Source organism: Brevibacillus soli (assembly GCF_044759095.2).
In the GTDB taxonomy this organism is placed as follows: Bacteria; Bacillota; Bacilli; order Brevibacillales; family Brevibacillaceae; genus JBIYSM02.
This window is the reverse complement of sequence record NZ_JBIYSM020000003.1, coordinates 93,515-118,297: the sequence shown is the minus strand read 5'-3', so window position 1 is coordinate 118,297 and position 24,783 is coordinate 93,515. Positions and strand designations below refer to the sequence as shown.

General features: G+C 53.5%; 23 protein-coding genes. 3 read left to right on the top strand and 20 right to left on the bottom strand.

Annotation, left to right across the window (positions count from 1 at the left end):
• The 3 genes from ACE99V_RS02250 to nrdR all read right to left on the bottom strand — a co-directional run bounded on the left by ACE99V_RS02250 (position 1) and on the right by nrdR (position 4,027).
• On the bottom strand, positions 1-1,449 hold the full coding sequence (locus ACE99V_RS02250) for a replication initiation and membrane attachment family protein (protein ID WP_400489514.1): 1,449 nt from the start codon (positions 1,447-1,449) through the stop codon (positions 1-3).
• Positions 1,450-1,850: 401 nt separating this feature from the next.
• Entirely contained in the window at positions 1,851-3,527 is a 1,677-nt protein-coding gene (locus ACE99V_RS02245) for an ABC transporter substrate-binding protein (RefSeq protein ID WP_400489513.1), read from the bottom strand.
• Between the two features lie 14 nt (positions 3,528-3,541).
• Complete coding sequence (gene nrdR / locus ACE99V_RS02240; RefSeq protein WP_400489512.1) at positions 3,542-4,027, bottom strand: transcriptional regulator NrdR; 486 nt, start codon at positions 4,025-4,027, stop codon at positions 3,542-3,544.
• Between the two features lie 144 nt (positions 4,028-4,171).
• Between nrdR and ACE99V_RS02235 the strand changes: the two genes are divergently transcribed.
• Positions 4,172-5,293 (top strand): HD-GYP domain-containing protein, encoded by a 1,122-nt coding sequence (locus tag ACE99V_RS02235; protein WP_400489511.1) that lies wholly within the window; start codon positions 4,172-4,174, stop codon positions 5,291-5,293.
• A 191-nt stretch (positions 5,294-5,484) separates the two neighbouring features.
• Here the strand turns inward: ACE99V_RS02235 and ACE99V_RS02230 are convergent, their stop codons facing one another.
• The 5 genes from ACE99V_RS02230 to polA all read right to left on the bottom strand — a co-directional run bounded on the left by ACE99V_RS02230 (position 5,485) and on the right by polA (position 11,416).
• Positions 5,485-6,531, bottom strand: a complete 1,047-nt coding sequence (locus tag ACE99V_RS02230) for a glyceraldehyde-3-phosphate dehydrogenase (RefSeq protein ID WP_400489510.1) — start codon at positions 6,529-6,531, stop codon at positions 5,485-5,487.
• Positions 6,532-6,686: 155 nt separating this feature from the next.
• On the bottom strand, positions 6,687-7,250 hold the full coding sequence (locus tag ACE99V_RS02225) for a lytic transglycosylase domain-containing protein (RefSeq protein ID WP_400489509.1): 564 nt from the start codon (positions 7,248-7,250) through the stop codon (positions 6,687-6,689).
• Positions 7,247-7,849, bottom strand: a complete 603-nt coding sequence (gene coaE, locus ACE99V_RS02220) for a dephospho-CoA kinase (protein WP_400489508.1) — start codon at positions 7,847-7,849, stop codon at positions 7,247-7,249. The genes ACE99V_RS02225 and coaE overlap by 4 nt, the downstream gene beginning before the upstream one ends.
• Positions 7,850-7,885: 36 nt before the next feature.
• The gene (gene mutM, locus ACE99V_RS02215; protein ID WP_400489507.1) at positions 7,886-8,713 is read right to left on the bottom strand and encodes a DNA-formamidopyrimidine glycosylase; all 828 of its coding nucleotides are present in this window, start codon (positions 8,711-8,713) and stop codon (positions 7,886-7,888) included.
• A 48-nt stretch (positions 8,714-8,761) separates the two neighbouring features.
• Positions 8,762-11,416: a DNA polymerase I gene (gene polA, locus ACE99V_RS02210; protein ID WP_400489506.1), complete on the bottom strand. Its 2,655-nt coding sequence runs from the start codon at positions 11,414-11,416 to the stop codon at positions 8,762-8,764.
• A 152-nt stretch (positions 11,417-11,568) separates the two neighbouring features.
• Here polA and ACE99V_RS02205 point away from each other — a divergent pair, with 152 nt between their 5' ends.
• Positions 11,569-12,030, top strand: a complete 462-nt coding sequence (locus tag ACE99V_RS02205; protein ID WP_400489505.1) for a divergent polysaccharide deacetylase family protein — start codon at positions 11,569-11,571, stop codon at positions 12,028-12,030.
• Here the strand turns inward: ACE99V_RS02205 and ACE99V_RS02200 are convergent.
• Entirely contained in the window at positions 12,007-12,729 is a 723-nt protein-coding gene (locus tag ACE99V_RS02200; RefSeq protein WP_400489504.1) for an N-acetylmuramoyl-L-alanine amidase family protein, read from the bottom strand. The two genes, ACE99V_RS02205 and ACE99V_RS02200, sit on opposite strands and share 24 nt — an antisense overlap.
• A 130-nt stretch (positions 12,730-12,859) precedes the next feature.
• On the opposite strand from ACE99V_RS02200, the gene ACE99V_RS02195 reads away from it, so the two are divergent.
• Positions 12,860-13,804, top strand: a complete 945-nt coding sequence (locus tag ACE99V_RS02195; RefSeq protein ID WP_400489503.1) for a DMT family transporter — start codon at positions 12,860-12,862, stop codon at positions 13,802-13,804.
• Here the strand turns inward: ACE99V_RS02195 and ACE99V_RS02190 are convergent, their stop codons facing one another.
• The 11 genes from ACE99V_RS02190 to icd all read right to left on the bottom strand — a co-directional run bounded on the left by ACE99V_RS02190 (position 13,805) and on the right by icd (position 24,745).
• On the bottom strand, positions 13,805-13,948 hold the full coding sequence (locus ACE99V_RS02190) for a hypothetical protein (protein ID WP_400489502.1): 144 nt from the start codon (positions 13,946-13,948) through the stop codon (positions 13,805-13,807).
• 83 nt (positions 13,949-14,031) lie between these two features.
• Positions 14,032-15,561 (bottom strand): DHA2 family efflux MFS transporter permease subunit, encoded by a 1,530-nt coding sequence (locus ACE99V_RS02185; RefSeq protein WP_400489501.1) that lies wholly within the window; start codon positions 15,559-15,561, stop codon positions 14,032-14,034.
• 13 nt (positions 15,562-15,574) lie between these two features.
• Positions 15,575-16,795: an efflux RND transporter periplasmic adaptor subunit gene (locus ACE99V_RS02180; RefSeq protein WP_400489500.1), complete on the bottom strand. Its 1,221-nt coding sequence runs from the start codon at positions 16,793-16,795 to the stop codon at positions 15,575-15,577.
• Positions 16,796-16,798: 3 nt separating this feature from the next.
• Positions 16,799-17,458: an HlyD family secretion protein gene (locus tag ACE99V_RS02175; RefSeq protein ID WP_400489499.1), complete on the bottom strand. Its 660-nt coding sequence runs from the start codon at positions 17,456-17,458 to the stop codon at positions 16,799-16,801.
• A gap of 9 nt (positions 17,459-17,467) precedes the next feature.
• Positions 17,468-17,893, bottom strand: coding sequence for a MarR family winged helix-turn-helix transcriptional regulator (locus tag ACE99V_RS02170; RefSeq protein ID WP_400489498.1), 426 nt, complete (start codon positions 17,891-17,893; stop codon positions 17,468-17,470).
• Between the two features lie 110 nt (positions 17,894-18,003).
• A complete protein-coding gene (locus ACE99V_RS02165) occupies positions 18,004-18,927 on the bottom strand; it encodes a VanW family protein (RefSeq protein ID WP_400489535.1) in 924 nt (307 codons plus the stop codon).
• A 93-nt stretch (positions 18,928-19,020) separates the two neighbouring features.
• On the bottom strand, positions 19,021-19,677 hold the full coding sequence (phoU, locus tag ACE99V_RS02160) for a phosphate signaling complex protein PhoU (protein WP_400489497.1): 657 nt from the start codon (positions 19,675-19,677) through the stop codon (positions 19,021-19,023).
• Between the two features lie 141 nt (positions 19,678-19,818).
• Positions 19,819-21,582 (bottom strand): two-component system histidine kinase PnpS, encoded by a 1,764-nt coding sequence (gene pnpS, locus ACE99V_RS02155; RefSeq protein ID WP_400489496.1) that lies wholly within the window; start codon positions 21,580-21,582, stop codon positions 19,819-19,821.
• Between the two features lie 18 nt (positions 21,583-21,600).
• A complete protein-coding gene (locus tag ACE99V_RS02150) occupies positions 21,601-22,296 on the bottom strand; it encodes a winged helix-turn-helix domain-containing protein (protein WP_400489495.1) in 696 nt (231 codons plus the stop codon).
• A gap of 185 nt (positions 22,297-22,481) precedes the next feature.
• Positions 22,482-23,420, bottom strand: coding sequence for a malate dehydrogenase (mdh, locus tag ACE99V_RS02145; protein WP_400489494.1), 939 nt, complete (start codon positions 23,418-23,420; stop codon positions 22,482-22,484).
• A 41-nt stretch (positions 23,421-23,461) separates the two neighbouring features.
• Positions 23,462-24,745, bottom strand: a complete 1,284-nt coding sequence (gene icd / locus ACE99V_RS02140; protein WP_400489493.1) for an NADP-dependent isocitrate dehydrogenase — start codon at positions 24,743-24,745, stop codon at positions 23,462-23,464.
• Between the last annotated feature and the right edge of the window lie 38 nt (positions 24,746-24,783).

Here is a 24,783-nt window from a genome sequence, read left to right as displayed (position 1 = left end):
TCACTCCCCTCTCCGCAGGGCGTCCAACAACGCTTTCAACTCCGGATCATCTTGGATAAGGCGGGTCTCCTTCTGCTTTTCTTCCGCCTGCTGTTTCTCTTTTTCCAACTGTCTTTGAACCGACGCAGGAAGCTTGTCCTGCAGGATGGATCGTCCGCCCCGGCGAACGGCGCCGTCCGTTTCCTTCTTGGCTCGTTTTGCCTTTTCGGCCGCCTGATTCCGCGCGTCCGCCCGCTCCATGATCTGCCGCATCGCCTCATCGACGGTGGAAATCCGCTTTGCTTTCCAGCTGTCGCGGATGGTTTCCAGGTAGGCCTTCGGCAGTTCCATTTGACTGCTGTGAAGCGTATGGAGAAGCAGCACGTTCACCACCTCGGCCGGGAGACCGTCCGCAAACAAAAGCGATTCTGCCCGATCGAGAAACGCCTTGCTCACTCTGCCGCCCACCACCTGCTCCAGCAGGGAAAGCGGCGACAGCTGACGGCAGATCCGCGCGTAGAGGCCGCCTCCCGGCTCCGGCAGTTTGCCCGGCCCGAGCGCGTCGGCAAACTCTTCCGGCAGCGACGTTTCCCGAAACAGCTTGTGATCCAGGTACTTCTGCACCAGGCGCTTGCGGAGCACATCCCGGTCCAGACTGCCGTCCGGCTTGTACAAGGTCCAGTCGCTCAGCTCCTGCCCAAGCCCCCAGCTGTCCATCTGGTAAAAATGCATCAGCTTGTACAAAAACTCGATGCCTTCTCCGTTCAGTACCAGGTTCGGGTTGGCGTTGGACGGCAGGTTGATGCGCAGGGAGGAAAAATTGAGCCGCTGGCTGGAAGAAGCCTCGTATCCCGCCTGCATGGCCGCCGCCGGAAAGCTTTCCTCCATTTCGGCAAGGAATCGCTCCCGCTCCGAGCCTTTCGGGACTTCCAATTCGGAAGGTTTGAGCGAATGAAACACTTCGTGAAAATCCTTTGTCAGGTTTTCCACGCGGCTGTATTCCGATTCCAAACCGGCTGCCAGCTGGTCTGCGTATTTGCGGCGCAGCTGCTGATAGCGAACGTTTTCAATTTTGTTCAACAGCATTAACGACAGGACGTAGTCGGCAAAAAACTCGCCCGGTGTCAGCGGCGGTTTCAACAGGTATTCGTAGTAGTAATCGCGCTGCTGGTTTTCACGCCGGCGCACCTCCAACAGCCCCATCGCCTCCAGGCGTTCCCGCGCAACCAGCAATCGGTCCAGGGGCAGCGAGGTCATCAGCATCAATCCTCTGTGCGTGCTTTCCGCCGCAGCCCCACTCGTCTCCTGCACTTCGTGAACCAGGAGCTGGTACAGGGCAAACGACTCCACGCCGACAACCGGCAGGTACAACTGTGCGACAAAGCCCATCTCGGCAAAGCTGATTGGCCGCACCATCCGCACCACATAGCGATCCTTTGGCAACAGTTCATTCCATACAAGACGACGCATGGTACAAATCCTTCCTGACGTTTCTCATTCTCCCATTATATCATTTCTGTCCGTTGGTGGATAAGAAGAAAGACGTGGGAAGATGCTCTTACTCCTACTGAAAATCACTAAGAAAACCCAGCCGACTTAAGCTTACGCTGGTGTCGGCTGGGGCCCCGAACACTTTCCTAGTGGCTGTATTAGATGTCCCATTTTATAAATTCCTATATACCAATAAAAGACGCTATGACTGAAGATCAGTTATAGCGTCAGTTTGTTGAAAATCGATCGTAACTGGAAGAAGCATGTTTCCAGACGGAGCGACTAGCGAAGCCCAACCCAGAGTAGCAACGTGACACGGGGACCAGAAGCGCAACCGATGAGAACCATCGTAGCTGCGCGTCGTTTTGCGCTTCCCCTTCTCATTGCAGCCACCATTTTTCAATGCCGCGAAACGGACGCATCCCCAGTAATTGCTCCACTCCCTGCAATCGTTCGGATACATAGTAGTGGTTGGGAATCTCCACAAGCGGAACCATCGGCAGGTCAGCGGCAAGCAACTGCTGCCACTCGACAAACAGCTTTTTCCGCTCGTCTGCAGGCAGCAGCAGCTGTCCCCGCTCCAGGAGCCGGTCCGCCTGCGGATTCTGGTAGCGGGAGGCGTTGTAGCCGCGCTCTCCCACCTTTTCCCGAGTGTGCCACATCTCGATCAGCTCGGCGGGGTCCTGCGGGTACTCCCAGCCGTACAGGTAGAGATCAAGCGGACTGCCGCCGAACAGATAGGCGGTGAACTCCTCAGGCGGCAACGGCTTTTTCTCTACTCGCAGGGGAAGCGTCTGCCACGCTTGCAGCAAAGCCTCGACCAGCCGCTCCCTCACCGCGTTGCCCGCCGGATAGACGAGTGTCAGCGCGAGCGGTTTTTCCGTGCTGTATCCTTTTTGAACGAGGGTGTCACGGGCAGCTTCCGGCTGTCCGCCGGGATACGCACCTGCCTGATAGGCAAACGACTGGTCAGGCAAAGGGCTCTTTGCTGCCTTGGCAAGGCCAAAAAAGTGCTCCCTGGCGATCGTTTCAGGCGAGAGCGCCTGTGAAAGCGCACGTCGAACGGCAGGATCCTGCATTGCCTGGCTTTGCAGATTAAACCCGAGGAGATGGTAGCCTCTTGCTTCCCCGGCCATCACTTTCGCCCGCTCACCTGACCCGTTTTGCAGGCGGTTCGCCTCCTCCGGCGAAATCCAGCCCAGCTGGACGCTCCCTGCCTTCACTTGTTCCGCCATCTCAGCGGAGGAAATCGGCTTCACGCGGATTTCTGCGATATGCGGCTTGCCGCCGTAGTAACCGGGGTGGCTGGCAAATGTCCACTGTTCCTTCTCCCGTGTCTTCAGTTGAAAGGGGCCTGCGCCGACAATGCTCCCTGCCCGCGAGAGGGCATCGATCTCTCCGATGGTTTTTCCCCCCAGCTGGTGTTTGGGCAGCAGGGGAGCAGTCAGTGCCTGTAAAAACGTGATGTCATCCCGCTGCAGCGTGATCCGTACGACACCCTGTTTGGCATCGACCGACAATCCGCTGAGCCGGGGCGCCTTGCCCGTGCGAAATGCGGAGATACCGTCAACCAGATGCATCCGGTTTCGCCAGACGCCGTAGTAATGAGGGCGGGCGTATTCTTCATAGGTAAAGAGAACGTCGTCTGCGGTGACGGGTTTGCCGTCCGACCAGACGGCTCCCTGGCGAAGCGTCAGCACCACGACAGGTTTGCCGTTTTGGAGCTCCACCCGGTATTCCGCCGCCAGTTCGGGGATGATCGTTTGGTCGTCCCCATACGAAAGCAGTCCGCGGTAACTGAGCCACTCAAAGTCATTCAATTCTGCCTTTTTCTTGGACACGCCATACGGATCAAAGGCAGGCAGGGTTCCAGGCGAAGCGATGACCAGCTCTCCCCCGGTTCGAGGAGAAGCCGACTGCGGCTGAACGGCAGGCTGGGGCGGATCGATCGGCACCGGTTTGGTCGCCGCCGGATCCGTGCTGGTGCAGCCTGCAACCGCGGCAGTTGTAAACAGGATGAAACAAAAGAACCACCGGATCAGCGCGCTGCTCTTCATCTGAAATGCCCTCCTCAGTTGTGCGGAAACTTGTTCGGGCTGTTTCGAGCCTGGGCCAACAGCTCCTCGAGCTCCCGCATGAACACGTTGATGTCCTTAAACTGGCGGTAGACCGATGCGAAGCGCACGTACGCCACTTCGTCCACGTAGTACAACCGCTCCATCACCTTTTCCCCTACGTCCTTGCTGGGTATTTCCGACTGGCCGCTGCTGCGCAGTTCCTTTTCGATCTCATTCACCACATTCTCCAGGATCTCCAGGGAAACCGGCCGCTTTTCACAGGCGCGCACCAGTCCGCGGAGAACCTTTTCCCGGCTGAATTCTTCCCGTGTTCCGTCTTTTTTGACGATCAACAGCGGGGTTTCTTCCACCATCTCAAACGTGGTAAAACGGCGCTCGCATGCCTCGCACTCACGGCGGCGACGAATCGATTTATTGTTATTGAAAGGACGCGAATCTAGGACTCTAGTCCCATTATACTCACAAAACGGGCAGCGCATCTGAGGGATCAACTCCAATTTTGACAATACTTTTATTCAGTGTCCCTCAATTTTACCGCTGAAGTCAAGTCAATCCTTGTACCTATTTCTTGCGATTGGGCCATGCGCTACAATGATATGGTAGAAGCTGGAGGGATTGAAATTATGCGACTGCTTTCCATTCGACAGGCCCGCTCCGGGATGAAACTGGGCAAAACCATATTATCCGAAGACGGAAAAGTACTCCTCGGCAGCGGCATGACACTGACGGAACGGCTGATTCAAGGATTGATTCGTTCCGGTGTTGATTCTATATATATTGACGATCCCCACACGCAAGACATCGTTGTCGAAGATTTAATTCGTCCCGAGACACGCAGAGTGGCTGTGGAGGCAATCGAAAAGACAGTCAAGCAGATCACCAACTCGAACAAGCTGGCGCGGAAGATATCGGTCAAAGAGATGGGACTACCGTTTCAACAGGTATTCGGTTCCATCCTCGAGGACCTGATGAGCAACCAGCACATGCTTGTTCATTTATCCAACATTTCGACAAACTCTCCCTCTCTCTACCACCACTCCGTCAACGTGGCCATCTTGGCCACGGCGATCGGCATGTCGCTCGGCTACAACCGGAATCAGCTGATGGAATTAGGGATCGGCGCGATGCTGCACGACATCGGCAAAATGGAGCTGCCGCAAGCACTCCTGGAAAAAAGGGAGCGCTGGAATGCGGAAGAGCAGGAGATCGCCAAGCAGCACGCCATGAACGGATTTAATCTCTTGCGCAAGCAGCGGGACCTTTCCCTGCTTTCCGCCCACGTCGCCCTGCAGCACCACGAACGGCTGGACGGCAGCGGCTATCCGCAGGGACTCAAAGGCAAGCAGATTCACGAATACGCGCAAATCGTAGGGATCTGTGACGTGTACGATTCTCTCACGTCTCCGCGCCCCTGGCGCAAGCGGTTCATGCCGCACGATGCGCTGGAATACCTGCTTGGCTCCGGCGGACATCTGTTTGAGCATCATTTGGTTGACGCCTTCCGCAAGCACATCGCCGTGTTTCCGCTGGGCAGCACCGTGGTCCTGAACACGGGAGAAGCCGGTGTCGTCTGCAGGGTGGACCCGGAGTATTGCCAGCGCCCCATGGTGCGGATCCTGAAGGACGGCCGGGGCAACGATGTGCGGCTTCCGTTTGAAGTGGATTTGAAAACGCAGCTGAACCTGTTTATTGTCGGTTTTGAAGACGATGAGCTGTTTACGTTAAACGAAGTGGCCGATCGGTAGAAAGACCTGTTCGCAAACAACAAGGAAACCAGTCGAAGACATGAAACATCATGTCGCAGACTGGTTTTTCTTCTGCCAAATGCCTATGTTTTCTTGATGACGGGCACCCACAGTTCATTTTTTGCTTCTTCTGCAGGCAATACCAAATACAAAACCCCCTCTGCTGGTTGGTCGCAAAAGGGGTCTTCGTATTAGTTTGCCGCTGCCGCAGCGGTTTCTTTTTCTTTGCAAGGATTGTTCATCCCAGAGACGTGACGCACCAGGTCAACGACGCGGCAGGAGTAGCCCCACTCATTGTCATACCAGGCAATCACTTTCACCTGGTTTTGTCCCATCACCAGAGTGGAAAGACCGTCGATGATGGCAGAATGGTCGTTGCCGTTGAAGTCGCTGGAAACGAGCGGCTCGTCGCAAAATTCAATGTAGCCTTTCATACTGCCTTCGCTTGCTTCGCGGAGCACGCGGTTTACTTCCTCTACGGTAACCGGCTTTCTGGTGTTGATGACCAGGTCGACGACAGAGACGTTCGGAGTCGGTACACGCAGGGCGAAGCCGTTCAGCTTGCCGTTCAGCTCAGGCAGAACTTTACCGACAGCGCGGGCAGCGCCAGTCGACGTCGGTATGATCGACTCGCCGGCAGCGCGGGCACGGCGCAGATCCTTGTGCGGGTTGTCGATGTTCACCTGATCGTTGGTGATGGAGTGAATGGTTGTCATCAAGCCCTGTTCGATGCCGAATGCCTCGTGCAGCACTTTTGCCACCGGTGCCAGGCAGTTTGTGGTGCAGGAAGCATTGGAGACAATATGGTGCTGCTGGTGGTCGTACACCTGCTCGTTCACGCCCATCACGATCGTTACGTCCTCTTCCTTCGCCGGAGCCGTGATAACGACTTTCTTGGCGCCGCTTTGCAGATGTTTGCCTGCGCCTTCGCGGTCCTTGAACTTACCTGTCGCTTCCACGACGATTTCCACGCCGAGGTCGCCCCAAGGCAGGTTGAGCGGGTTGCGGTCGGACAGTACAAGGGTCGGCTTGCCGTCTACGATGATTTTGTTGTCTTGCACTTCTACTTTATGATGAAAACGTCCGTGGATCGTATCGTATTTCAGAAGGTGAGCCAGCGTTTCAGGGGGATAGCTTGCGTTAATCGCTACGATTTCGATGTTGGGGTCTTGGACAGCACGACGAAAAACCATGCGTCCGATTCGTCCGAAACCATTAATACCGATTTTGATTGTCATATAGGGATCCCCTTCCTGCAATTAAGTTACACTTAATCTGTTATCTTTATTATAATAAGTATGACACAATTATCAATGTGTTTTACTAAAAAATAAATATTTGGACGATTTTCCAGCAAAAAACCGCCCTCTCTTTTGAACGAAGAGAAGGCGGTTTAGCGCAGCTGATGGTCGTAGATTTTTTTGTATCGGTCGTGGTAGTAAAGAACTCGCTGCAAGTAATGGCGCGTTTCCCCGATCGGAATGTCCTCGATTCGCTCCCGCGTGCCGTTCCACTGGTCCTGGATCAGCCATGTGTTTACTTTTCCGGGGCCCGCGTTGTAAGCGGCGATGGCCTTTACGTAATTGCCGTTGAATTTCGTCAGCAAAAACGACAAATACCACGTCCCGATGCGGATGTTCATCTTGGGATCGACAAGATAGTTGGCGGTCGAGGGCTGAAAATCGGCCTGACTGACAATCCAGGCTGCTGTGTCAGGCATGATCTGCATCAGGCCGACGGCTCCTTTTTTGGAGACGCGGTCACTGCGAAACGCACTTTCGGAGCGGATGATGGCGAGTACCAGGTAAGGATCCACCTGAAAGCGCCGGGACGCTTCCATGATCTCTTCCTGATACTTGATCGGATACATCCACTTCCACACGATCGGCGTGTTGATCAGCATAAAGAGCGTCATCAACACGGCGAGCAGAAAAACAGCTCTCTTCCGTCTCGTCATTGAGTCTGCTCCGATTTTAGTTCCGTGAGCAGCTGCTCCACTTGTCGCTCCGTTTCCTCCCGCGTTCCCGTATTGTCGATGACGTAATCGGCCTGTTCTTTTTTCTGCTCGATCGGCATCTGGGCTCTGAGCCGTTTGTGTGCTTGTTCTTCGTCCAATTCATCCCGTTCCATCATGCGGGTAAGCTGCATCGATGCCGGTGCGTAGACGACCACGATCTTGTCCACCATGTGCTGGAGCTTGCTTTCAAAGAGCAGAGGGATGTCCATAAAGACAATATCGGCTCCCTTCCGCTCCAACTGTTCCGCCTCTTCCCTCATGACCCGCCGCACCTCAGGATGAACGATGGCGTTCAGCTTTTGCCGCTCCGCTTCATCCGAGAACACGATGTCGCCCAACTGCTTGCGGTTAATCTCACCGTTTGGCAGGAGAATGTCCCTGCCGAAATGCTTCACAATCGCTTCATAGGCTGGCTTGCCGGGTTCAACCACCTCGCGCGCGATCAAGTCGGCGTCGATTACCGGAATGCCCCGTTCCCGCAGCATGGCAGAGACCGTACTTTTCCCCGTTGCAATTCCTCCCGTTAGACCAAGGATCATCTTCCCATTCACCCTCCCGTTCTTACGAAGCAATCCTTATTTCTTTTGACACTTCGGGCAGATGTGCGTTCCCCTGCCGCCGACCACCGTGCGTACGATCTCTGTAGCACAGATGACGCAAGGTTCGCCCTTTCGACCGTACACGAGAAGCGATTGTTGGAACATGCCCATCTCGCCTTGACCGTTTACATACGACTTAATGGAACTGCCGCCCTGCTCCACCGCCTCCGACAGCGTTGCCACAATGCTCTCATGAAGCTTGCCTACCTGCTTGGCGGTCAGCTTGCCTGCCGGGCGTTCGGGGTGAATGCCTGCCTTAAAGAGGGATTCGTCCACATAAATATTCCCTAATCCGACGATAAATTCCTGATTCAACAAAAGCGGTTTGATTTTGGTCGTGCGCCCTTTCAGCATGCTGCGCAACAATCCGGCTGTGAAACTTTCGTCAAGCGGTTCCACTCCCAACTTGGCAAGCGGTCCTTCGCTTGTCTCCGTCCCGAGCGGATACAAGTCCATCGTGCCGAATTGGCGGACATCACGATAGCGCAGTTCGGTCCCGTCGGTAAAGTGAAAAATCACGTGCGTGTGTTTCTCTACCGGCTCATCGGACGGATACAGGCCGTAACGCCCTTCCATCCTCAGGTGGGAAATCAATACGTCCTGATCCAATACAAATTGGATAAACTTCGCTCGCCGTTTTATGTCGCGAATTGTTTGTCCGACCAGCTGCGCCTTAAACTCTTCCACGTCGTCCGGGCGGCGGATAATCCGCGGCAAAAGGACGCTCACCCGCGCCATGGTTTTCCCCAGCACCAGCTTTCTCAGCGTGCGGACAACCGTTTCCACCTCTGGCAATTCCGGCATATCCATCCTCCTCTCTCGGTTTGTGTGCTCTTCGTTGCCTGGAGAGTGTCACTTCGCGTCATACCAGGTCCGGCCGTAGTGGACGTCGACTTTCAGCGGGACGTCAAGCGCCAAAGCTTGTTCCATCACGTCCGGCACAATCTGCTGCATCTTCTCCAGTTCCGATTCCGGCACCTCGAAGACCAGTTCGTCATGAACCTGCAGCAGCATTCGGCTTTGCAGGCCGTTTCGCTCCAGCTGCTCCTGCATGCGGATCATCGCCAGCTTGATAATGTCCGCGGCCGTCCCCTGAATCGGCGTGTTCATCGCCGTTCTCTCTGCAAACGAACGAAGGTTGAAGTTGCTGCTGCGAATATCGGGCAGGTAGCGGCGGCGGTTCAACAGCGTCGTAACATAGCCGTCCTGCTTCGCCTGTTTGACGATGTCCTCCATATATTGCTTCACTCCGGAAAAGACATCAAAGTAACGTTCGATAAAATCGCCCGCTTCCTTCCGGGTGATGTTGAGGTTTTGAGACAAGCCGTAGTCGCTGATGCCGTAAACGATACCAAAGTTGACCGCCTTTGCCTGCCGTCGCATCAGGGACGTAACCTCTTCCTCTTTCACTCCAAATACGTCCATCGCCGTGCGGGTGTGAATGTCCATGCCTTTGCGGAATGCGTCAATCAGGTTTTGGTCTCCTGAAATGTGCGCCAAAATGCGCAGCTCAATCTGCGAGTAGTCGGCAGCGAGAATGTACCAGCCTTCCTCTGAAGGAATGAACGCCTCGCGAATCTTGCGTCCCTCCTCGAGGCGGATCGGGATGTTCTGCAGGTTTGGCTCCGTGCTGGACAGCCGGCCGGTTGCCGTGCTCGCCTGATTGAAACGGGTGTGAACCTTGCCCGTTTTTGAGTGAATCTCTTTTGTCAATCCTTCGATGTAGGTAGAGCGCAGCTTGCCCAGCTGGCGGTAATGCAAAATCGTTTCAATAATGGGATGGTACGGCGCCAGCTTTTCCAGTACGTCAGCGCTGGTGGACGGCCCGGTTTTCGTCTTTTTGATCACAGGCAGGTCCAGCTTGTCAAAGAGAATCTCACCCAACTGCTTTGGCGAGTTTATATTAAACGAGGTTCCTGCCAGCTCGTAAATCTTGTCGGTCAGCTGCTGCAGTTGACGGTCCAGCTCCTCGCCCATTTGCTGCAGGCGTTCACTGTTTACCTTGATCCCCTGTTTTTCCATTTTGGCAAGGACCAGGCTGAGCGGCGCTTCCAAATCAGCCAGCAGCTCTTCCAGTCCGTTTTTCTTCAGCTCGTCCCGCACGGCAGGCACACTCTGCCAGATCGCTGCCGCTTTTCTCGCCACGTGCTCACTCAGCACAGCCGTTTCCGGCACGAGACGCTTTGCCCCTTTCCCGTACACTTCCTCATCCGGCAGCACCTGAATGTGGGCGTACGGATTGACTGCGGCGTCAACCGTCGGGTCGCTCTCCGCAGCATTGAGCAGATAGGAAGCAAGGTAGAGGTCGAACCCAACGCCGTTTAGATCAAACTCGTGCCAGGCCAGGCTGACCGTGTCCCGCTTGCCGTCGAAGACCCACTTTTCCTTGCTCGCGTCCGCAAGCCACTGACGGAACTCCTTCCAGTCTTTGGCTACCTCATAGGGTACGTAGAGCGATACGTTTTCCGCCGCCAACCCGAAGCCAAGAATGGGGGCGTGGTGATAGTTGTCCCCGTCCATTTCCACGTACAGACTCATCGGTGAGGTCAGCTTGTCGGCGTACGAAACGGTCGTCCCGCTCTCTACTGCCTCGAAGCGGAAAGAAGCCGACTCTCTGCCCTCCTGCTTGTCGGTGTCTTTGGGGGCTGTCGCCTTCACCTTTGGCAACAGCGACTTGAACTCCATTTTCTTGAAGAATTCGATCACCTTGGCCGCTTCATAACCCGGATAACCCGTCGTATCCACGTCGAGATCCACCGGCGCATCTCGCATGATGGTGGCCAGCGATTTGCTCAGCTTGGCCTGTTCCACGTTCTCCCGCAGGTTTTCCTGCAGCTTTTTCCCCGATACCTTGTCAATGTTCTGCAAAACTTCTTCCACCGAACCGTATTCATGCAGCAGCTTGAGAGCCGTCTTCTCTCCCACGCCGGGGACGCCCGGAATGTTGTCGGAAGGATCTCCCATCAAACCCTTCAGGTCAATGATCTGATGCGGGGCCAGCCCGTATTTTTGCTTGATTTCTTCCGGAGTGTACAGTTCCATTTCGCTTACGCCCTTGCGCGTCAGGGCGACGGACACATGCCGAGAGACAAGCTGCAGCATGTCCTTGTCACCGGTAATGACTGTCGTCTTCCATCCGTTCCGGTCTGCGTGCAGCGTCAGCGTTCCGATGATGTCGTCCGCTTCGTAGCCTTCCAATTCATAGCGCCGGATGGAAAAAGCGTCCAACAGCTCGCGGATCAGCGGAAACTGCTCGGACAGCTCCGGCGGTGTTTTGGCACGGCCTGCCTTGTACTCGGTGAACTCGCTGTGGCGAAAGACGACTTTCCCTGCGTCAAACGCCACCAATATATGGGTCGGCTTCATTTCTTCCAGCACCTTCAGGAGCATGGTGGTGAATCCCAGCACTGCATTGGTGTGCAGTCCAGCCGACGTGGACAGCAGCGGCAGCGCGTAAAATGCCCGATTGGCGATGCTGTTTCCGTCAATCAACACAAAATGACTCAATCTCTCCGACCCCTCTCATGACAATTCGCTAACTTTCAGTTTACCATAGCCCTGACGAACGTGGCAAAAAAGAAGCCCGCGTTTCGCCTGATTCTGCGTAAGGATGCCCTCGCATGAACAAACTAGGGAAAAACCTGCGGAGGGTTATATCCATGTGCAAAGCAAAAGCGGTCTTCTCCTTCCTTTTGGCCCTCGTCCTATCGGTACAGAGCGCCTCAACCTTGACAGCGGCAAACGAGCAGGCACTGAAAAAACGGGTGGCGTTTGTCATTGACGACTTTGGCAATAACATGCCGGGAACGCTAGAGATGCTGAACATGCCCGTACCCTTGACCGTTGCCGTGATGCCGTTTCTTCCTAGCACAAAACGAGACGCCGAAATAGCGCACCGAAATCACCACGAGGTCTTTGTCGATCTGCCAATGGAGCCCGTAAAAGGAAAGCGGTCCTGGCTGGGTCCGGGCGCAATCACGACTGATCTTCGCAGTGAAGAAGTCCGTGTAGGCCCCCCCGGAAAGAAAACAGCCTCCGTTCTGCGCCGCTATATTCCGCGGATTCAGAAGGAAGCAAGGTTCGTTACCATCTCAAAGCTATTGATGGAAGAAACGCCGTAATTTATTCAACAAGGTTTCTTCGCTGGAATTCTGCTGGAGATCGCCCGCAATCAACAAATATTCGCTCACGGCGTCTGCGATCGCCTGGGCGATTTTTTTCTGTCCTGCCGGCCCGGTAAGGAACGCACGATCTCTTGTATTGCTGATGAAACCCATTTCCACGATGACAGTGGGGCAGTACTCGTGTTTCAACAGGTAGTAGGACCTTCCTTGCACAGGTTCGTCCCGGGTTCCAAATACCTGATTGAGCGAGTGTTGCAGCAGGTCGGCCAGAAGAAAACTCTGGTTGTTGGCCTGATAAAGGATGACGGGCCCCCTTCTTTGTTGATCAGATGACCAATTGACGTGCAGGCTGATCATCATCTGCGGCGACAGTTCCTTGGCCAGATGCTTGCGCTGGGCCAGATCGCGCTTGTGTCGGGACGGATTGTTCAGCCATTGATTATCATCGCTCAGCGCCTGATCGCGGTCACGATTGAGCATCACCCGATAACCAGCTTCCGACAACCGGCGGTAGAGACGCTTCGCTATCTGCAAGTTGATTTCCTTCTCAAACAGGTCGTGATACGACGTCCCGGAATCCACACCTCCATGTCCGACGTCGATGAGGATTTGCACTGGCGTAAGCGGAACCGACGCTGCCGCGGGAAACACGGCGGTCATGGCAAACAGAACGAACACAGTTATTTTCTTCATCATGACGTTAGGTTTTCCACCATCCGGGGGAGGATATCCAGCGGGAACGTACTGTGTGATGATTGTGAATTTTTCAAGGAGCGGTTAAAATAAAAAGCGACTTGATCCTGATTGAACATAAGAAGGTGCACACATGGAAAACCCGATGGAAAAGCCCTTGATTCCGCCTTACTTCGCCTTGTTTCTCGGCGTCGTCGCTGTGTCCACGTCTGCCATTTTCGTCAAGCTGTCATCCGCTCCGGCGCCCGTCATCGCTACCTACAGGCTGGTCTTTTCCGTCCTGCTGACCCTGCCGTTTTTGTTGTGGAACCGCAGCGTTCTGACCGAAATCAGACAGTTGACACGAAAGCAGTGGCTGTTAAGCACGCTGTCCGGAGCTTTTTTGGCCAGCCACTTCCTGCTCTGGTTTGAATCGCTCAACTACACGTCAGTGGCCAGCTCTACCGTTCTGGTTACGCTGCAGCCGCTGTTCGCCTTTATCGGCGGGTATGTTTTGTTTGGGGAAAAGCTGCGTCCGCTGGCGTTGTCAGGCGGATTGCTTGCCATTATCGGCAGCTTTGTCATCGGTTGGAGCGATTTTCAGATCGGGGGCATGGCGCTTTGGGGGGACATTCTTGCCCTGCTGGGAGCCGTAACCGTTACCGCCTACTGGCTGATCGGACAGTATATCCGGCAACACCTCTCTTCGTTTGCCTATACACTGGTGGTGTACAGCATGACAAGTCTGCTGCTGGTTGCCTACGATCTGGTCCTTGGCTACGAACTGACCGGGTATCCGCTTTCCGATTGGGGCTGGTTTTTCTGTCTTGCCCTATTCCCCACACTGCTGGGACACTCCATTTTCAACTGGGTGATCAAGTGGCTGAACACCGCGACGATTTCCATGGGAATTCTCGGAGAACCGGTGGGAACGGCCATTCTCGCCTACTTCATCCTCGGTGAAGTGGTTACCATGCCACAGTGGATAGGCGGTCTGATCATTCTGGCAGGGGTTTATCTCTTTCTCCGGTACAATCAGCCCGTCAAGGGAGTCAAACCGCATGAATCAGTGACTGTCTCGCCAGAAAAGCTTGCGTGATTAACCTCTCAACACCGTTACGATCCAGTATACGATTCGGCCGACGATGTATCCAAGAAAGATGACCCAACCCATTTTTCCCCATACGGAAAGTCCTTTTATATACAAAAGCAGGCTTTTTCGTCGACCTGGTGGTTGCGTCATTTTATCTCTCCCAATCCAGATGAATTTTTTGAACAAGGATTCATGATCACATTTCTCATCATAACAAAAAGACAGCAGCTTCTCTAGGCTGCTGTCTTTTGTTCTTGTTCCGGCTTGGCGCCTGCGTTTTTCTTGCGCAAAAAGTAAACAAGCGGGATTGACGCGACAACGGGCAGGGCCGACAGCATCAGGGTATCGGCGATGGCCCTGACAGCAGCCTCTCTTTGAATCAGTCCGGCCAGAAGATAGCTTGCCGTTCCGAAAGCCGCAGCTTGGTCCACACCGTTCAACGATAGCACGCCGGATAAGCTCTTTAATACGTCATTGGCCGCATCAGACATAATGGACACACTTTCGGAAATGGCCGCTGTATGTAGGTTTTGCTGGCGGGTCATGATGCCTGTCAAGATGGCAATACCCAACGAGCTCATCACTTGTCGGATGACGTTGGAAAGAGAAGAAGCTTTCCCGACACTTGCCCGCGGGACGGCATTCATCCCCACGGTGGAGAGCGGCATCATGCATAGTCCGATGCCGAGTCCCCTCAAGGTTAACACCGTATCTAACCAGTGGTGCGGTGTATCGGCCGTCAACCGATACAGTGCAAGCGTCGTAATCCCCATGATGGTGAGGCCGATAAAGCCGACGGGTCCTACGCCATACTTGTCAAACAATTTGCCGCTCACCGGCATCATCAAGGCCATGGCAACCGACTGCGGCATCAAGAGCAGCCCTGTATCGACTGCTGTCATCCCTTGAATGTTCTGCAAAAAAATCGGGATGAGAAATACCCCGCCCATCATCCCTATCATGACGAAGCTGGACGTAAACACACTGAGTGTAAATACCGGGATTTTAAACAAGCGTAAATCGAGGAGCGGCTGCTCCTTCCCCAACTCCACCCAAATGAAGAGCGCCATGCTGAAAAAAGCGATAAAAAACAAACTGACGATATACAGGGACGTCCATCCCTCCGCCTGGCCTTTGCTCAATGCCAGTAATAGCGTCCCAAACGCGATGACAGAGAGAACCGCCCCCAAGAGGTCAAACGTCATGTCAGGCTTTTTCGGGGTCTCCTTCAAGAGGATGCTGCACAAAAATACCGCTATGATTCCGACAGGCACGTTCATGAAAAACAACATGCGCCAACTGAAGTATTCGATCAGGTATCCGCTCAAAGTAGGACCGACGGCCGGTGCAACCATCGCGGCAATCCCGTACAGGCCCAGGGCGACCCCGATCTTTTCCCGGGGGATGATCATGTAAATCATCGCCATCCCAATCGGCATTATCATTCCGCCGCTTACACCTTGAACGATGCGGAAAGCGATCAAACTGCTGTCACTCCACGCCAACCCGCAAAGACCGGACGTGATCGTAAACGCGATCAGCGTGGTAAGGTACACTTTTTTATACCCGAACTTGTCGCCCAACGCACCACTCATCGGAATGACGACCGCACTTGCCAGCATGAAGCCGGTCAAGACCCACTGGATTGTCTGGGTGGTGGAGCCGAACACGTTTACCAGGGTGGGCAGCGCAATATTGATCAAACTATTATTCAACACCGCTACAAACGTTCCCAAAATGATCGCGATGAGGGTAATCCACACAGCCAATCCCCCTCTAGTTTACGAGTACTTTGCTGCCTTCCTTCAATTGCTCACTCGGATTCATTACGATGCTGTCCTGATCATTCACGCCGCCAGTGACGGTTGCCCAATCACGGTCGATTTCACCGACGGTTACCTCCACCTCATGAACCACATCGCGGTCTATTTTATAAAGGTAGGATTTGTTCGCTTTTTTCACAATCGCTGAGGCGGGGAGCTTCCACTCATGGTCGTTGCCGTCCTGCAAGTAAACCTCCGCCAGCATACCTGCCTTGAGTGAGCCGTCCTGATTGTTCACCTTCACTTTGATAGGAAAGGAGCTGCTGTTCGGATCGGACACCGGGCTGACAAATTCAACCGTACCCGTCCATATTTTGCTTCCCATACCCGCAGCCTTTACGACGACGGTCGATCCCATCTTGATCTGATTAATCTGATCCTGAGGTACACTTGCTTCAATTTTGACCGAATCCATATTCACCAGTATCAAGAGCGGAACACCCGGCTGTGCCATTTCACCCGGATCAATGCTTCGGCGGGCGACAATGCCGCTGATGGGCGCATGAATCAGTGTGTTTTCATACGTCATTTTCGCGAGTGCCAATCCCGATTGCAGCCGCTCGACATCGGCCTGCAAGGCAGCTACCGAGTTGGAGGTAGGTCCTGCCTTCACCAAATCCAGTTGTGCCTGTGCCTGTTCCAAACCTGTTTTCGCCTTTTCCAGTTCCAATGAAGCTTTTTCCAGTTCAGCCTGAGATATTGCTCCAGAGTCATACAGGGCTTTCATGCGATTGTAGCTGTTTTGGGCGACCTGAAGACCTGCTTGCGCCTGTGCGACTCCGCTGGATAAGCGCTGCAGTTCTTGGGAGCGGGCCCCTGCCTGTGCGTCAGCCAGACGCGCCTGTGCGCCGGTAATCGCCGCTTCCGCTTGCTTTACCTGCTGGAGGTAGTCGGATGACTCCAGCTCGATCAGGATGTCCCCTTTTTTTACGGTCGAGCCTTCCTTGACCCTTACTTGCGACACCTTGCCAGGAAGTTTGGACACCACTTGAATCTCTTCTTCCGCCTGCACTTTTCCGCTGGCGATCGAACCGGTATGGGACGTTACCTTCCATGCCTTAACGACCGGGACATTCCCTTCCGGTGCAGTGGTCTGATTGATGCAGCCGGCTGCCAAAAGGGAAACCGTGGAAAGAACGACAATCATCTTTTGTGACAGTAACCGTTTACGCATCCCCTATATCCCCTTCACATGAACTTTGATTTCCGCATTCATTCCGGCCCACAAGTGAACGGACTCGCTGGAATCAATCGCCACTTTAATCGGGATGCGCTGTGTCACTTTGGTAAAGTTCCCGCTGGTATTGATGGCGGGCAGCAAGGCAAACGTAGAATTGGTCGCCCTGCCAATTTCCGCCAGATGGCCGGTTAATTTCAAATCGGGGAAAGCGTCGATCTTGATGTCAACCAGTTGGCCCACCTGCAGACGTTGAATCTCCGTCTCTTCAACATTTGCGGAAATATACAGATTGCTTTCATCCACCACCATCGCGACAGATTGACCAGGTGAAACGACTTCTCCTGTTTTGGCCAGAGTTTTCATTACCGTACCGGAAATGGGAGCTCGCAGGACCGCATTTTCCAGCAGGCTGCCGGGAAGATTGGTCGTGTCCTGCTGACCTACAATTTGGTCGGAAACAACCATATCGCCGTCCTTAATTTGCAGGGCGATCAGCTTCCCTGCAATTCGCGGCATGATGCGGTAGATATCTCCTGCCACCCGAGCGTCCTCCGTCGTGACGTAATGACTTCCTTCATACCAGTAGTAATAGCCAACCCCTCCTCCCGCGAGGATCATTCCCGCAAGAATCGCCGTAAGCACGCTCTTTCGCTTCATGATTTCTCCTCAACTTTCTTTTTCTAACTTGTTTGTCAGCATCTTCAGTACAAGGATGATTGAGTCCAACTCCTGATCCGAAAAGTCTTCAAACAATCGGTTGTAGTACTCATCTGAAAAGATCGGCACTTGACCAACAACCTCTTTAAACTTGGGCGTAATCCGTATCCATACCACGCGGCGGTCGTGCTCATCCCTCATTCGCACGACCAATTGCTCCCGCTCCAAACGGTCAATGATGCCGGAAATGGTGCTGTAGGATAGGTCTACCGCTTTGCTGATCTGACCAATCGTCTTCGGCTCATGCACAATTTGCCGAATCACCATCAGCTGCGGCATGGTCAAGCCAAATTTTCCGAGTTCTCTGGTGGCGATCACGTTTATGGTCTTGTTCAATCGCTTCAACAGGTCACGGATGACCGTCGGTTTTTCCATTTTTAGCCCCTTTCATTCATTATTTCGTGCACGAAATTTTTCCATACGAAATAATATAGCACACATCATTGGAATAGCAACTATATTTTAACAAAAAAACAGCACCTGTCTTACTCGATGCTGTTCTTCCCGATAGGGGTTTCCTCCGGCAATTGGTTGCGGACACTGGGGACGTGGCGCGGTTCGTGTTCAATCTCGGGAAACGAGTGGATGGTGACCGCCATCCGTCCCGATTGCGACCTGGCCCGAATCAACACCGGGTAAGGGTACTTGTTTTGAAATACAAAGTCGGGTCCATACCAGCTGACCGTCGCGTCCCTGCCAGGTGGGACGTAAGGGACATGGCGGCTGTGTGAATATCGTTTCACTATGTGCAGCCCGGCGTGATCCACCGCATTGTACAGGGTGGAAGACACCTGGCAGATTCCTCCGCCGATCCCTTCAGAGAGCTCTCCCTTGACGATCACAGGCGCTTGCAGGTAACCTTTTGCCTTGGTTCGCATGCCCACCACCTTGTTAAAGGAAAAAATCTCTCCCGGCATCACGACATAGTTGTTGATCGCTTTGGCAGCGAGCGAAATATTGTGGGAACGGTTTTTGTTGTTCGGATTGAAAAACGTGACATACTGACCGATTCTCTTTTGGCTTACATATTTCAGCAGCTCCCGATCCACCTTCGGATACACGTCCTGGTAAATCTGATTGATCCGCATCGGTCCGTTGCTGTAATAATACGAGAAGAATTGTTGAATAAAAGCGTTGTGGTTCAGGGTTCGTCCCTTTGTTTCCGGTACAATCTCCCCCTTGTCGTTAAACGAGGCATTGACAGGGGGCTGGTAGACCTGTGCTTCCAGTTGTTGAGCAAACAGATACAGCTTTGCATCGTCCACCAAAGGTATGTCGTCAAACGGGATGGTATAGCCAGCCCTATCCATGTACGCGATGATTTCACCGTTATATTCGATTTGCAAAAAATCGGCTACGTCGATTGGATTTAGCAGGAGCAATAACCCCGCCATCCAGGAAAAAAACATCCGGCTGCTCACCTCCTCCAAGGTTAGTATGAGCAGTCCGGATGGTTTCATGCGACACTCCCTGTTTCCTCTCAACCGTTTCGTTTCTCTGTCCTAGTTGTTCAAATCCGTCATTTTCCCGGTGTTCATGTAAATGATCCACTCGCAGATATTGGTGACGTGATCGGCGATTCGCTCCAGATACTGGGCTACCAACAACAGGTGTGTCCCCTGGGAAATCGACTGTTTGTTGTTTGTCATCACATCAATCAAATCGCGGAAAATCTTGGAGAACAGCTTGTCGACGACATCGTCGCGAACCGCAATCTCTTCTGCCGCCTGCTTGTCCTTGTTGATGTAGGCATTGAGGCAGTCACGCACCATCTCTTTGACGTTATCCGCCATGATCGGAATGTCGATGAGCGGCTTTACGTACGGCTCGGCCATCAATCGGCGTGTCGTCTTCGAGATCGAGACGGCGTGGTCCCCCATTCGCTCCAGGTCCGTAACCAGCTTCAGCATCGTTCCCAATCGTCTCAGGTCGCTGCCTACCGGCTGCTGCAGAGCGATCAGCCGAAAGCATCCCGTTTCAATCTCATGTTCCAATTCGTTGATCAGTGTATCGTTTTGAATGACCTCATCGGCCAATTGCACGTCTCGCTCAACCAGGCTTTTAATTGCCTTGTGAATGGCTTCTTCTACCAACGTTCCCATAGACATCAGCTTTTGGTGCAGGCCGTCCAGCTGTTCCTCAAAAACATGTCGTGACATGTAACAATCCCTCCCCATAGGTTGCAGCATAATCGTACAAGGAATTTATGTACGGCAGTTAAAGGCATTGTTATCTTTTTGTAAAGATTTAGGGGAGGTTGTAAACCAGCGAAGGCATCGCGAGCCTTCGCATGTGCGGTTCTACTGCTTTACAGGAAGGGTAACGGTAAACGTGGTCCCCTTGCCCTCTGCGCTCTCTACCGAAATCTGTCCGTTCAGGTTTTCTACCAAATGCTTCACGATGGCGAGCCCCAGCCCGGTGCCGCCTGAATCCCGGCTGCGGGCTTTGTCCACCCGATAGAATCGTTCAAAGATGCGCGGGATGTCTTTTTCCGGAATCCCGATTCCCGTGTCACTCACCTTAATGGACACGGTGCTGCCGTTTGTTTCCACCTTGATTTCGACGGCGCCTCCCTCCGGTGTGTAGGCGATCGCGTTGGAGACGAGGTTCAGGACGATCTGGTGCAGGCAATCCCTGTCCGTGATCATCCACACTTGTGGCCCTTCCGGCATCGTGAAAGCGATCTTTTTGCGCTGAAGCTGCTCCTGCACCAGCGCGACCGTGCCTTCGATCAGTTCATGTACGTTCAGTCGCTTAAGCGTCAGCGGGATCCGTTTCTGCTCAATTTTGGAAAGGTCGAGAATGTCACGGATCATCCGGTACAGCCGTTCGCTCTCGTCGTAAATGATCTGTAAAAAGTTGCGGCAGGTATCTTCATCCTGCATCGCTCCGTCCAGCAGCGTTTCGGTAAAGCCCTTGATTGAGGTAATGGGTGTACGCAGCTCGTGGGATACATTGGCCACAAAATCACTGCGCATTTTCTCCAGACGGCGAATCTCCGTAATATCGTGCAGGACGACAACGACGCCTTTTGCTTCCCCCTTGAAGTTGATGTAAGGAGCAAAGTTCACATCCAATACCCTTTCCTGCGGATAGTAGATGTGAATCTCCTGACGAAACTTCTCTCCCGTGTCGAGGCAGCGGTCGATGTACTGGCTGAGACCAAAATTTTTCCCCGCCTCGATATGCAGTTTGCCGACCAGTTCGTGACCGGGAGTGCCGAGCAGTTTTTCCACTGCCGGATTGACCAGCATGATACGGCGGTTTTCCGTGACGAATATCACTCCGCTGGTCATATTGGTGAGAACACCGGTGAGGCGCTGCTGGTTTTCCGAAATCTCATACATTTGCTTTTCCAGGCTGGACGCCATGAAATTGATGGCACCTGCCAGCTGACCAATCTCGTCCTTGGCTTTGATCTTTACCCGGCTTTCGAACTCCCGCTGCGTGATGTTGCGGGCGACGCGAGTGATCTCTTCAATCGGCCGGATAATGCTGAACGAAATGCGCGACACCACCAGCGATCCAACCACCAGGGTAATGAGGAGTCCGGTCAAGAGGCTAAACCACATGCTGTGTATCGTATCGGTAATGTCTTTCATGGACATCGCCGAGCGTACCGCTCCGATGACCTGCTCCCCCTGCATTACGGGTACGGCTACGTACATCATGTCATACCCCAGCGTTTCACTGAAACGGCGGGAAGCGCCTGTTTTTCCGCGAAGAGCGGCGACAAACTCGGGCCGGTTCGCATGATTTTCCATATTCTCGGGGTGAGAGTTGTTGTCATACAGGACCGTTCCCTGTGAATCGATCACGGTGAGGCGCACGTCTTCCGAAGGGGCAAATTGTTGGACACGTTCCGCCAGGATTGCTGCGTCACGAAACATCTCCGGCTGCCGGACAGCCTGCGCCACCAGTCTCGATTCTCTGGCAAGCAGCTCGTTCATCGCCTCCATGTAGGAGCGTTCCAGTACTTTGGCAAAGTAGATCCCCATGACGATCAGCACAAGCGAAATGAGGCCGAGGATGGTCAAGGTTAGTTTGATGCGAAAGCGCGTCACCTCTCAAGCCTCCCGTTGTTATCCCTCTAGTTTGTAACCTAATCCCCGCACGGTTTTGATGTAACGGGGATTTTTCGTGTCTTCTTCCAGCTTTTCGCGAAGATGGCTGACATGCACATCAACAATGCGCGAATCACCAATAAAGTCGTAGTTCCAGACCGCATTCAACAGTTGATCGCGGGTAAGCACGCGTCCCTGATGACTGGCCAGATAATGCAACAGCTCAAACTCCTTCGGGGTCAGTTCCACTTTTTCTTCGCCGCGGTACACTTCATACTTTTCCGGGTACAAGCGAATCTCACCAAACTGCAGCACGACCTCTTCCGTCTGATCGGGAGCCTCCGATGCGGTTTGCGTACGGCGCAGAATGGCTTTGACGCGGGCAATCACTTCACGGGGACTGAACGGCTTGGTCAAGTAATCGTCTGCCCCCAGTTCCAACCCGAGGATCTTGTCCAGCTCGTCGTCCTTGGCGGTAAGCATCAGGATCGGGGTGTTGTTCCGCTCCTGACGCAGCGTTTTGCAAACGTCCATCCCGTCCATCTTCGGCAGCATCAGGTCGAGAATAATAAAATCAGGCTGCTCTAAACGAGCCATATCCAGCGCCTGTTTCCCGTCAAACGCTGTTACCACTTCATAGCCCGCTTTTTCCAGGTTAAACTGCAACAACTTCGCAATGGAAGCTTCATCATCCACTACCAATATTTTTGTCACGTTGTTGTTCCCCCTACTGTAACGGCGCAACGTCCTTGTTTTTTCAACATTTATATTTGCCTGTTCTAGCTTCAGTCTGCCAAATGCCTATCATGAAGACAAGTTATTTTTTCGTAAAGATGGAGGGGGGCAGAAGAGAAAAAGACGTCTCTTTTTTTAAGAGACGTCTTTTTCACAGTCTTTCCTTATGCCAGCACTTTCATGACGTTGCGAACGGATTCAGCAGACTTGTCGAGAGCCGCTTTCTCCTCGGCGGTCAGTTCCAGCTCAATCACTTTCTCAATACCGTTGCCGCCCAAGAGAGTCGGTACGCCGAGGTAGAGATCATTGTAGCCGTATTCACCTTCGAGGTACGCAATGGAAGGCAGGATACGCTTCTTGTCTTTCAGGATCGCTTCCGCCATCTGCACCAGGGACGCAGCCGGAGCGTAGTAGGCAGAACCGTTGCCGAGCAGGTTTACGATTTCGCCGCCGCCTTTGCGGGTACGCTCTACAATGGCATCCAAACGGTCTTTCGGGATCAGGGTTTCCAGCGGAATGCCGCCAGCGTAGGAGTAGCGCACAAGCGGTACCATGTCATCGCCGTGACCACCCAATACGAAGCCGGTTACGTCTTCTACGGAAACATTCAGCTCCATTGCCACGAAGGTGCGGAATCGAGCGGTATCGAGTACGCCGGATTGGCCGATGACGCGCTCTTTCGGGAATCCGGATGTTTTGAAGAAGGTGTACGTCATCGCGTCAACCGGGTTGGACAGCACCAGTACGATGGAGTTAGGCGCATAGGTTTTCACCTGCTCCGCCACGGAACGCATGATGCCTGCGTTGGTGTTGACCAGATCGTCACGGGACATGCCAGGCTTGCGGGCGATCCCAGCCGTGATAATCACCAGATCCGCGTCCTTGATTTCCGCGTAGTTGGCGGTACCGGTGATGTTGGAGTCAAAGCCAAGCACTGGAGAAGATTCCATCATGTCAAGTGCTTTGCCCTTTGTCGGATTTTCCAGCTGCGGGATATCAACGAGAACGACGTCACCCAGCTCTTTTTGCGCCAGGATGAAGGCTGTTGTCGCCCCTGTGAAACCACTACCGATTACAGCGATTTTTTTGCGTTGGAATGCCATTGTTGTGTCCCCTCCGTAAAGTAGGTTTGTTCAGACGTATTTTACATGTTTTTGATCAATGCGTCAGCAAACTCAGAGCACTTCAGCTCAGTTGCCCCTTCCATCAGACGGGCGAAGTCGTAGGTGACAGTCTTCGCGGAGATGGTTTTTTCCATGGAGTTGATGATCAGGTCAGCCGCTTCGTTCCAGCCCAGGTGACGGAGCATCATTTCGCCGGACAGGATCACGGAAGACGGGTTCACCTTGTCAAGACCTGCGTATTTCGGTGCTGTACCGTGAGTGGCTTCAAATACCGCATGACCCGTCAGGTAGTTGATGTTCGCTCCCGGCGCGATACCGATACCGCCTACCTGTGCAGCAAGCGCGTCGGAAATGTAGTCGCCGTTCAGGTTCAGTGTAGCCACGACGTCGTACTCAGCCGGACGAGTGAGGATTTGCTGCAGGAACGCGTCAGCGATCACGTCTTTCACGATGATCTTGCCAGCAGCTTCAGCCTCTTTTTGCGCTTTGTCAGCGTCTCCGCCTTCAGCCTTGATGCGATCGTACTGTGCCCACGTGAACACCTTGTCGCCGAATTCTGCTTCGGCTACGGCGTAGCCCCAGTTTTTGAACGCGCCTTCCGTAAACTTCATGATGTTGCCTTTGTGCACCAGCGTGACGGATTTGCGCTTGTTGTTGATTGCGTAGTTGATCGCCGCGCGGACGAGGCGCTCCGTACCTTCCTTGGATACCGGCTTGATACCGATACCGGAAGTCTCAGGGAAGCGGATTTTTTTCACGCCCATCTCTTTTTGCAGGAATTCGATTACTTTCTTTACTTCCGGAGTGCCTTCCGCCCACTCTACGCCAGCGTAGATGTCCTCGGTGTTCTCGCGGAAAATGACCATGTCAGTCAATTCAGGATGTTTCACCGGAGAAGGAACACCGTCGAAATATTGAACCGGACGAACACACGCGTACAGGTCAAGCTCCTGGCGCAGCGCCACGTTGATGGAGCGGATGCCGCCGCCTACCGGAGTGGTCAGAGGACCTTTGATCGCGATCAGGTACTCGCGAACTGCTGTCAGCGTATCTTCCGGGAGCCATTCACCGAATTTGTTGAACGCTTTTTCCCCTGCGTATACTTCGAACCAGGCGATTTTCTTCTCGCCTTTATAGGCCTTTTCGACTGCCGCATCCAGCACGCGAACGGAAGCGTTCCAGATGTCAGGGCCGGTCCCGTCGCCCTCGATGAAAGGGATAATCGGATTGTTTGGAACAATCAATTTGCCGTTATCAACCGTAATTTTTTGCCCGGCAGCAGGCTGCGTCAAGGTTTTGAACACAAGAATCCCTCCAGAAAAATAGTTGGAAAAAACTTTCA

What these genes read in the sequence shown, in the direction of transcription:
- ACE99V_RS02250 (WP_400489514.1), bottom strand. Translation starts at nt 1,449, where the DNA reads ATGCGTCGTCTTGTATGGAATGAACTGTTGCCAAAGGATCGCTATGTG.
- ACE99V_RS02245 (WP_400489513.1), bottom strand. Translation starts at nt 3,527, where the DNA reads ATGAAGAGCAGCGCGCTGATCCGGTGGTTCTTTTGTTTCATCCTGTTT.
- nrdR (WP_400489512.1), bottom strand. Translation starts at nt 4,027, where the DNA reads ATGCGCTGCCCGTTTTGTGAGTATAATGGGACTAGAGTCCTAGATTCG.
- ACE99V_RS02235 (WP_400489511.1), top strand. Translation starts at nt 4,172, where the DNA reads ATGCGACTGCTTTCCATTCGACAGGCCCGCTCCGGGATGAAACTGGGC.
- ACE99V_RS02230 (WP_400489510.1), bottom strand. Translation starts at nt 6,531, where the DNA reads ATGACAATCAAAATCGGTATTAATGGTTTCGGACGAATCGGACGCATG.
- ACE99V_RS02225 (WP_400489509.1), bottom strand. Translation starts at nt 7,250, where the DNA reads ATGACGAGACGGAAGAGAGCTGTTTTTCTGCTCGCCGTGTTGATGACG.
- coaE (WP_400489508.1), bottom strand. Translation starts at nt 7,849, where the DNA reads ATGATCCTTGGTCTAACGGGAGGAATTGCAACGGGGAAAAGTACGGTC.
- mutM (WP_400489507.1), bottom strand. Translation starts at nt 8,713, where the DNA reads ATGCCGGAATTGCCAGAGGTGGAAACGGTTGTCCGCACGCTGAGAAAG.
- ACE99V_RS02205 (WP_400489505.1), top strand. Translation starts at nt 11,569, where the DNA reads ATGTGCAAAGCAAAAGCGGTCTTCTCCTTCCTTTTGGCCCTCGTCCTA.
- ACE99V_RS02200 (WP_400489504.1), bottom strand. Translation starts at nt 12,729, where the DNA reads ATGATGAAGAAAATAACTGTGTTCGTTCTGTTTGCCATGACCGCCGTG.
- ACE99V_RS02195 (WP_400489503.1), top strand. Translation starts at nt 12,860, where the DNA reads ATGGAAAACCCGATGGAAAAGCCCTTGATTCCGCCTTACTTCGCCTTG.
- ACE99V_RS02190 (WP_400489502.1), bottom strand. Translation starts at nt 13,948, where the DNA reads ATGACGCAACCACCAGGTCGACGAAAAAGCCTGCTTTTGTATATAAAA.
- ACE99V_RS02180 (WP_400489500.1), bottom strand. Translation starts at nt 16,795, where the DNA reads ATGCGTAAACGGTTACTGTCACAAAAGATGATTGTCGTTCTTTCCACG.
- ACE99V_RS02175 (WP_400489499.1), bottom strand. Translation starts at nt 17,458, where the DNA reads ATGAAGCGAAAGAGCGTGCTTACGGCGATTCTTGCGGGAATGATCCTC.
- ACE99V_RS02170 (WP_400489498.1), bottom strand. Translation starts at nt 17,893, where the DNA reads ATGGAAAAACCGACGGTCATCCGTGACCTGTTGAAGCGATTGAACAAG.
- ACE99V_RS02165 (WP_400489535.1), bottom strand. Translation starts at nt 18,927, where the DNA reads ATGTTTTTTTCCTGGATGGCGGGGTTATTGCTCCTGCTAAATCCAATC.
- phoU (WP_400489497.1), bottom strand. Translation starts at nt 19,677, where the DNA reads ATGTCACGACATGTTTTTGAGGAACAGCTGGACGGCCTGCACCAAAAG.
- mdh (WP_400489494.1), bottom strand. Translation starts at nt 23,420, where the DNA reads ATGGCATTCCAACGCAAAAAAATCGCTGTAATCGGTAGTGGTTTCACA.